This window comes from Pseudomonas sp. PS01297 (assembly GCF_029959305.1).
Taxonomy (GTDB): Bacteria; Pseudomonadota; Gammaproteobacteria; order Pseudomonadales; family Pseudomonadaceae; genus Aquipseudomonas; species Aquipseudomonas helleri.
In genome coordinates this window covers 1-1,332 of sequence record NZ_JASCPQ010000205.1, presented here as the reverse complement: position 1 = coordinate 1,332, position 1,332 = coordinate 1, and the positions used below count along the sequence as shown (strand labels likewise).

Here is a 1,332-nt window from a genome sequence, read left to right as displayed (position 1 = left end):
CGCGTTTTTTTTTGTGGTTAAAACCCGCGGGGCGCCACCCGCGCTCCTACAGAGTTCAGGCTCACGGTGTATCATGTCGCGCAAACGCCCCAGCCGTGACGACGTCCGCCGATGCCTGATGTAGCCAACTCCGCCTTTTCGCCAGAACTGACCGCAACCTTTGCGGCCGTGCAGGCACATTTTCGTCAGGTCATCGTGCCGCTGTGGCAAGGCCCCGGCTGGAACGCCGAACTGGCACTGCCTTACGAGGCCCTCAGCCCCGCCCATCAACCGCTGCCGCCCCAGCGCTATCGCGCCATGGCCTGTGCACGCCAGTTGTATGTGTTTTCCAGCCTGATCGACGACCCGGCATTCCCGGCCGCCGCCGAGCGCGCAGCGGCGCTGTTCCGTTCGTTGCAGAGCCACTTTCACGATGCCGAACACGGCGGCTGGTTCTACAGCATCGACCCCCACGGCGCGCCGCTGGATCAACGCAAAGACCTGTACACCCACGCCTTCATCATCTTCGCCTGCGCCCATTACTGGGCCAAAGTGCGTGAGCCGCTGGTGGAATCGGTGCTCAATGCCGCCCTGCGAGTGGTACTGGTGCAGTTCAGCACAAGCAACGGTTTGTACGAAGCCAGCCTTGATCAGGACTGGTCGTCACTGGGCAGCGGGCCGTTGCAGAACCCGTTGATGCACCTGGCCGAAGCCTTTTTGGCGACGCTGTCGGTGCGTGAAGACCCTACGGTACAGAGCGCCCTGCTGGCACTGACCGACGCCATGCAACAGCACTTTATCGAGCCTGTGCATAACGTGATGCTGGAGAAGCCACGCGGTGCTGTGGATAACTGGTTTGAGCCGGGGCATCAGTTTGAATGGCTGTTCTTGCTGGCCTCGTCGCCGCTGCTGCGCGGCACCGCCTTGCATGGCTCGCTGGACCGTGCGTTTGGCTTTGCCGAGCAGGTCGGCGTAGACCCGCAGAGCGGCGCGGTGTGCGGCATGCTGGCGCCGGACGGGACCCTGCGTGATGGCACCCAGCGCATCTGGGCTCAGGCCGAGTACTTGCGCGCCCTGACCTTGCGCCCAGAGGGCGCCGAGCGTGTGCAACGCCAATTGCTGGCATTGCAGCAGCGCTTTTTATACACAGGCGGCTGGTACGAGTGCCGCGACGGCCAGGGCAACGTCAGCCGCGAAGACATGCCGTCGACCACGCCGTATCACCTGGCCACCTGCTACAGCGGGTTGGCGCAGTACATAAGCTGACACTTCACCCTGTGGGAGCGGGCTTGCTCGCGATGCGAACGACGCGGTTTGTCAGACAGACCACGCTGATTTCATCGCGAGCAAGCC

General features: G+C 63.3%; 1 protein-coding gene. It reads left to right on the top strand.

The window, feature by feature from the left end:
- The first annotated feature begins 111 nt into the window (after nt 1–111).
- Entirely contained in the window at nt 112–1,245 is a 1,134-nt protein-coding gene (locus tag QMX84_RS26285; protein ID WP_282365152.1) for an AGE family epimerase/isomerase, read from the top strand.
- Nucleotides 1,246–1,332 lie beyond the last annotated feature (87 nt).

Coding starts and splice junctions, on each gene's coding strand:
- QMX84_RS26285 (WP_282365152.1), top strand. CDS start 112: ATGCCTGATGTAGCCAACTCCGCCTTTTCGCCAGAACTGACCGCAACC.